The sequence below is a fragment of the Rugamonas violacea genome (assembly GCF_016461825.1).
Lineage (GTDB): Bacteria > Pseudomonadota > Gammaproteobacteria > Burkholderiales > Burkholderiaceae_D > Rugamonas.
The window spans coordinates 57,612-62,113 of the sequence record NZ_JAEMNU010000020.1 but is presented as its reverse complement, the minus strand read 5'-3'; the positions used below and the strand labels follow the sequence as shown (position 1 = coordinate 62,113).

At 67.1% G+C, this 4,502-nt stretch carries 8 protein-coding genes; 2 read left to right on the top strand and 6 right to left on the bottom strand.

Annotated elements, in window-relative coordinates; translation table 11 throughout:
- Positions 1 to 181: 181 nt before the first annotated feature.
- A complete protein-coding gene (locus tag H7U20_RS03515) occupies positions 182 to 493 on the bottom strand; it encodes a BON domain-containing protein (RefSeq protein ID WP_199518226.1) in 312 nt (103 codons plus the stop codon).
- Positions 494 to 736: 243 nt separating this feature from the next.
- Between H7U20_RS03515 and H7U20_RS03510 the strand changes: the two genes are divergently transcribed.
- Positions 737 to 1,180 (top strand): outer membrane lipoprotein, encoded by a 444-nt coding sequence (locus H7U20_RS03510; protein WP_199518225.1) that lies wholly within the window; start codon positions 737 to 739, stop codon positions 1,178 to 1,180.
- 49 nt (positions 1,181 to 1,229) lie between these two features.
- The gene (locus H7U20_RS03505) at positions 1,230 to 1,382 is read left to right on the top strand and encodes a DUF3309 family protein (RefSeq protein WP_199518224.1); all 153 of its coding nucleotides are present in this window, start codon (positions 1,230 to 1,232) and stop codon (positions 1,380 to 1,382) included.
- A gap of 116 nt (positions 1,383 to 1,498) precedes the next feature.
- Here H7U20_RS03505 and H7U20_RS03500 read toward each other — a convergent pair whose 3' ends face one another.
- The 5 genes from H7U20_RS03500 to H7U20_RS03480 form a co-directional block, all read right to left on the bottom strand.
- The gene (locus H7U20_RS03500) at positions 1,499 to 2,659 is read right to left on the bottom strand and encodes a patatin-like phospholipase family protein (RefSeq protein WP_233410473.1); all 1,161 of its coding nucleotides are present in this window, start codon (positions 2,657 to 2,659) and stop codon (positions 1,499 to 1,501) included.
- 62 nt (positions 2,660 to 2,721) lie between these two features.
- Positions 2,722 to 3,111: a hypothetical protein gene (locus tag H7U20_RS03495; RefSeq protein ID WP_199518223.1), complete on the bottom strand. Its 390-nt coding sequence runs from the start codon at positions 3,109 to 3,111 to the stop codon at positions 2,722 to 2,724.
- A 15-nt stretch (positions 3,112 to 3,126) separates the two neighbouring features.
- The gene (locus tag H7U20_RS03490; RefSeq protein ID WP_199518222.1) at positions 3,127 to 3,510 is read right to left on the bottom strand and encodes a phage holin family protein; all 384 of its coding nucleotides are present in this window, start codon (positions 3,508 to 3,510) and stop codon (positions 3,127 to 3,129) included.
- A gap of 24 nt (positions 3,511 to 3,534) precedes the next feature.
- The gene (locus H7U20_RS03485) at positions 3,535 to 3,837 is read right to left on the bottom strand and encodes a DUF883 family protein (RefSeq protein WP_199518221.1); all 303 of its coding nucleotides are present in this window, start codon (positions 3,835 to 3,837) and stop codon (positions 3,535 to 3,537) included.
- 81 nt (positions 3,838 to 3,918) lie between these two features.
- Positions 3,919 to 4,455 carry a ferritin-like domain-containing protein gene (locus H7U20_RS03480; protein ID WP_199518220.1) on the bottom strand — a complete coding sequence of 179 codons (537 nt, stop codon included), beginning with the start codon at positions 4,453 to 4,455 and terminating at the stop codon, positions 3,919 to 3,921.
- Between the last annotated feature and the right edge of the window lie 47 nt (positions 4,456 to 4,502).

Here is a 4,502-nt window from a genome sequence, read left to right as displayed (position 1 = left end):
AACCTGGGGTCGGACCCGGCGGGTCCGACCCCGGCACTTCGCCGGTGGGGTAGGCCGGCATTCCCGCCGCCTTGCGGCCCGTCGCAAAAAACAAAAGCCGCCAGGGCGGCGGCCGTTGACGGCCCCTGCCCTGGCGGCCGGTGCGACGCTGGCCGGCGCGTGGCGCCGGCCCGGTCCGCGCTTACTTGATGCGGATATCGTTTTTCACAGCGGTCACGCCTTTGACGCCACGGGCGATCTCGCCAGCCTTGGCGATGTCGGCCGGTTGGGCGACGAAGCCGCTCAGCTGCACGGTGCCTTTGAAGGTCTCGACATTGATCTCGGTCGATTTCAGGCTCGGCTCGTTGAAGATGCTGGCCTTGACCTTGGTCGTGATGACCGAGTCGTCGACGTATTCGCCGGTGCCTTCCTTGGTGCTGGTGGAAGCGCAGCCGGCGGTGGCCAGCAGGGAGACGGTGAACAGGGCGGTAGCGATTTTGTGGGCGAATTTCATGGTGATTCTCCTTGGAGGAATTGCGTTGGGACCAACTGGTGCTCACTGCGAGCGTTTCAACACCCGGCTTGTTGCTGAGCCGATGGGGATGTTTTACGCGATTCGCCCCGACCACTCTGTTCGGTATCGAACACAGTGCGATTTTTTCACCGCCGCGCAGCGGCATGGGCAAGGTTCGCCAGCGCACAGACCGGTGCCAACGGCGGGTCTACTCTGGCCTCACACTTTTCAGGAGGAGATCCCATGAACACCACCACCCCCATCGCCGCCGCGCTGTTGGCCGGCGCCGCCCTGTTGGGCGGTTGCGCCAGCACCGCGCCACAGCAAACCGCTTACACGAGCCAGTCGCAAGAGGCCAGCTACGGCACCATCGACTCGATCCAAGTGGTCGGCAGCAAGCCGGCCAGCAGCGGCGCCGGTGCCGTCGCCGGCGGCCTGGTCGGCGCCCTGCTGGGTAACCAGATCGGCTCGGGTGGCGGCCGCACCGCCGCCACCGTGGCCGGCGCCGTCGGCGGCGCCGTGGTCGGCAACCAGGTCGAGGCCAACCGCGCCCAGGCGCGCGACGCGTATCAGATCAGCGTGCGCATGGACAACGGCGACTACCGCATCGTCACCCAGGACAGCGTCTACGACCTGCGCGTCGGCAACCGCGTGCGCCTGGTCGACGGCCGCGCCTACCGCTATTGATCGCTGATCGCCGCCGCACGCGCCGCGTCACCACCACAAGGAGAATAAGATGGGCACACTGATTTTGATCATTCTGGTCCTGGCGCTGATCGGCGCCCTGCCGACCTGGCCGCACAGCCGCAGTTGGGGCTACGCGCCGAGCGGCCTCACCGGCCTGGTTGTCGTGATCCTGCTGATCCTGCTGCTGACCGGCAGACTGTAGGCCGGCGCCGGCGCGGCCGGCGAGACCATGCGACAGGGGGCGCCACGGCGCCCCCTGTGTCGTTTCAAGCGCCGGCCGCGGCAACCGCGCCGGCGGCCGCGCCGGCTCAGGCCGACTCAGGCCGGCTCGGGCGCCGGTGCCGGCACCGGATGCGGCGGCAGCTCGTGCACCACCAGCGGCGTGTCCTCGGTGACGAAGCTGAGCCAGCCGGCCGCCTTGAGGGCGCGCAGGGCGTCCTGGTAGCCCTGGTCCCAGCGCCACTCGATCGAACCGCGCGAGAAGTTGATATCCTTGGCCGCCATGTGCCAGTCGCGTCCGGCGTACGGCAGGCGGACGATGTGCAAGGTGGTGCCGCAGCCGAGCGCGGCTAGCTCGCGCGCCGTCTGCTCGCTCTTGACCGAGGCCGGCAGCGCGGCGTACAGCTCGCGCAGCTTGTGTTGCATGGTGTGGGTCGCCACATAGTCCTCGATGTGGCGCTTCGAACGCGAGGCGAAGGTGACGTCCTTGGCCCGCGTCTGCACCTCGTCGAGCGTGGTCGGCTCGTCGCCCTCGGCGCTCCACAGGTCGACCATGAAGCACAGCGTGTCGACGTGCGACGGGTCGTCCAGCACGGTTTCCAGCGGGGTGTTCGAATACAGGCCGCCGTCCCAGAACAGCTCGCCGTCTATGCGCACCGCCGGAAAGCCCGGCGGCAAGGCGCCGCTGGCGCGGATGTGGTCGGCGCTCAAGGTGGTCTCGGCGCTGTCGAAACGCTTCAACGTGCCGCACTTGACGCGCAGCGCGTTGACGGTCAGCCGCATGCCGCCCGGCGTGTTCAGATAATCGAAGTCGACCAGCTCCTCGAGCGTCCGGCCCAGCTCGCCCGTGTCGTAGAAGCTGGCCTGCTCGGGAGCCACCGCCACGCCCATGCCGAACAGGCTGAGCAGGCGCGGCTTGAAGAAGCCCGGCACGCCGCGCACGATGGTGTCCCAGCTCTGCAGCCAGATGTTGGCGCGGCGCTGCTGGTCGGGGATGCGGGCCATGTCGATCGGATCGTCGTGGGCGATGCGCTGCCAGAACTCCTTCAGCCGCAGCAGCCGCGACTCCTTGGGATTGCCGGCCAGGATGGCCGCGTTGATGGCGCCGATCGAGGTGCCGACGATCCAGTCGGGCACCAGGTCGTGCTCGTGCAGCGCATGGTAGACGCCGGCCTGGTAGGCGCCCAGCGCGCCGCCGCCCTGCAGCACCAGCACCACGCGCAGCCCGGCGGGATTGAGGGGTTGTTTCTTGTCGGACAAAATGGCTCCTGCGAAAAAAACGCCGCATGGTGGCGGCGTTGGTGGGATGTCGCCGGCTGGTCCTAGTCGGCGATCTCGTTGTCGTCGGCCGACAGCGCGGCCGCGCGCTTGCGGCGCAGCAACCAGGCCACGCCGGCGGCGAGCGCCACGCCGACGCCCAGCGCCGGCTTGAACAGGCGCTTGCGCACCACGAAGGAGCCGACCGTCAAGGCGTAGGGCATCAGCATCTTCAGGTTCAAGCCGCTCAGTCCGCCCGGCTGCAACAAGGCGCCGAAACGCGCCTGCGCCAGCCCGACGGCGTGCTCGACGGCGCCGTGCATCAGCGCCTCCGGCCGCAGCGCCATGGCGAGCCGCGCCTTGGCGTGCACCACGCCGATGCGGTACAGCTCGCCCTCGCCGATCAAACGCGCCTTGGCGGCCGCCAGGGCCGCCTGTTGGGCTTGCTTGCTCATAGTCTCACTCCCCGGTTACAACAACATGTCACGGTCGGCCTTGATCTCGGCCATCGTCGCCGGCAGCGACAGCTTGCCCTGGCGAATCATGGCGCGCGCATACAGGGCCAGGCCCAGCGTGAGGCAGGCGAACAGCGCCGTCAGCACCAGCAGGATCTTCCAGCCCATCGTTTCCCAAGCCAGATACACCAGGGTGGCCGTGCCGTAGGCGATGCAGAACCAGCTGGCCATCAAGGCCAGGGCGCCCACCACCACCAGGCGCAACAGGTTGTTGCGCACCTCCGACAGTTCGAGCGCCGCCAGCTCCAGGCGCGACAGCAACAGCCCGAGGCTGTTGCGCGTCATCGCGCCCAGCGAGGCGATCAGCCCGGCCGGATGGGGCGCGGCGGACTTGTCCATATCGTCAGCGTGCGCCACGATGGATTACTTGCGGCCCAGGATCACACCGACCAGCAGGCCGATGCCGGCGGCGGCGGCGATCGAGCGCCATGGGTTTTCCTTGACGTACACGTCGGCCTGCTTGGCCATTTCCTTCGACGCCACCAGCGCGCTCTGCTGCGCCTCGTGCGCCTTGGCCAGCGCCGTGTCCAGCGCGCGCATGCCGCGGCCGCGCAGTTCCTCGGCTTTTTCGCCGGTCAACGCGGTGGCGGCGGTAAACAGCGCCTGCGCGTCTTTCACCAGGGTTTTCACGTCGTTGTTCACGGTAGAGATATTGTTTTCCAGCATGATGTAGCTCCTGTTTTTAGTGAGAAAGTGAAAACCGTACTTGGTACTGCCACTACTACTGCCCGATCCCGCCACGCTCCGCTATTCAAGCAAATCGCGCATATCGTCGGCGTGTTCTTCTTCAACCGCCATGATCTGGATCAACAAGTGTTTGGTCGTCGGGTCCGTGTCGCCGATCAGCTCGATCATCTGACGGTAGGATTCGATGGCCACGCGCTCGGCGATCAGGTTGGCCCGCACCATCGATTGTACGTCGTCGGACTCATCATACTCGGCATGGCTACGTGCGAGCAACGTTGCCGGATTGAAATCGGGCTTGCCGTTCAACTGGATGATACGCTCCGCCAGCGTATCGGCGTGTTCCTGTTCCTGCGTGGCGTGCTCGAGGAACTCGGCCTTGACGGCGCCGTTCTCGCGCCCGCTGACGGTGTAATAGTGGCGTTTATAACGCAACACGCAGACCAGCTCGGTGGCCAGCGCGCCGTTGAGCATGGCGATGACGGCCTCGCGGTCGCCTTTGTAACCGGCCGTGACGGGGCCGTCCTGCAGATTGCGGGCGGCGACGCGAATCGCCTCGGTGTCGATGCCGGACCGGGTGGAAGTGGGTGCTTCAGCCATGATGGATTCTCCAGTGCGTGGTGGGGGTGGGGCCAAGCGGGGGGCGG

Excerpts from the sequence above, each read along its gene's own strand:
- H7U20_RS03515 (WP_199518226.1), bottom strand. The coding sequence starts at position 493 with ATGAAATTCGCCCACAAAATCGCTACCGCCCTGTTCACCGTCTCCCTG.
- H7U20_RS03510 (WP_199518225.1), top strand. The coding sequence starts at position 737 with ATGAACACCACCACCCCCATCGCCGCCGCGCTGTTGGCCGGCGCCGCC.
- H7U20_RS03505 (WP_199518224.1), top strand. The coding sequence starts at position 1,230 with ATGGGCACACTGATTTTGATCATTCTGGTCCTGGCGCTGATCGGCGCC.
- H7U20_RS03495 (WP_199518223.1), bottom strand. The coding sequence starts at position 3,111 with ATGAGCAAGCAAGCCCAACAGGCGGCCCTGGCGGCCGCCAAGGCGCGT.
- H7U20_RS03490 (WP_199518222.1), bottom strand. The coding sequence starts at position 3,510 with ATGGACAAGTCCGCCGCGCCCCATCCGGCCGGGCTGATCGCCTCGCTG.
- H7U20_RS03485 (WP_199518221.1), bottom strand. The coding sequence starts at position 3,837 with ATGCTGGAAAACAATATCTCTACCGTGAACAACGACGTGAAAACCCTG.
- H7U20_RS03480 (WP_199518220.1), bottom strand. The coding sequence starts at position 4,455 with ATGGCTGAAGCACCCACTTCCACCCGGTCCGGCATCGACACCGAGGCG.